The 1,025-nt window shown below is 41.2% G+C and carries 2 protein-coding genes; both read right to left on the bottom strand.

Annotated elements, in window-relative coordinates; all coding sequences use genetic code 11:
* Positions 1-367 (bottom strand): hypothetical protein (locus KDK18_RS10235; RefSeq protein WP_257254801.1); only part of this gene is annotated, 367 nt, incomplete at its 3' end.
* A gap of 418 nt (positions 368-785) precedes the next feature.
* Positions 786-1,025 (bottom strand): tetratricopeptide repeat protein (locus tag KDK18_RS10230; protein WP_257254800.1); only part of this gene is annotated, 240 nt, incomplete at its 5' end.

Below are 1,025 nucleotides of genomic sequence, written 5' to 3'. Positions count from 1 at the left end.
GATAAAGAATAATGCTTTGTATTGATTCACGATTGACTCTGCCAGATCTTCTTGGTATGTGTACATATCTCGCCGGGTCATTTCCAATACCAGACCCTTTTTCTAAAAAATTCTGATGCTGTATAAAGTATTGGTCACGATCATTTCTTATGATAAACATGCGGCAGCCTTGGCACAATTCGCTTGTATGCTGAACTTCAGCCATATATTCAATGACTCCTATTCCCGTTATTTTTAATCTTACTTCCTTTTCATCACTACTCTTAACTAAAAAATCACTAGGTGTTATTTTTTTTATTTCTGGATGGGCCATACAACAGTAAAGTATCGTAGCCAAAATAATTAACGCCGTTTTCAGGGTAAGCATTGATATTTACCTCGAAGAGTATCAATTATAAAGTAGCTGCCCCAAAAAGTTATTGTGTACTTTTATTAGCAAGTGGCTAGCCTTATGAAATCAAATATTTCTGGCAGCTTTTATGGAAATCCTCTACCGCTTATTATCATTAGTGAGCATGTGCATCGGGTTCAGACTCATGGGTTGCGTAAAAATTTGATTTGTTTCAGGTAAGTCGCGCTGGATTCAAGCAATAAGTGCAAGCAAACATCCTGTGTAAACTTCAAACGATATTCCCCAGCCAGCACCTCAGCCTTTTCAACCCTGCTTCCAGAGCTATCAATAACTCTCTGTACTTTATGCACGTCGTTTGTCTTGTAAAATGAAAATCCTTACCGCATTTTACTGTGAAAATTGTATAAAAAAAGCAAAATGCGCCCGACCCTGTTTAACCAAGTGAAGTCAGAAAACTCTTGATCTGTCGCATGAGGCCTGAGGCTGGCCCCAGACTCAGAGCTCTATCTGCCAGCTCACGGGCCTGGCCGTAATGCCCCTGTTTCTTCCTGAGTTGCGCCATCAGGTAATAAACCGATGGATCGGTTGGACTGATTCTCATTGCTCTGGACAGGGCACTTCCAGCACTATTCAGATCGTTGTCTGCCATGGCATTCCATGCCTGATCCAGCAG

Source organism: Endozoicomonas sp. SESOKO3, assembly GCF_024606255.1.
The sequence above is the reverse complement of the archived record's forward strand: the minus strand, read 5'-3'. Positions and strand labels throughout refer to the sequence as shown.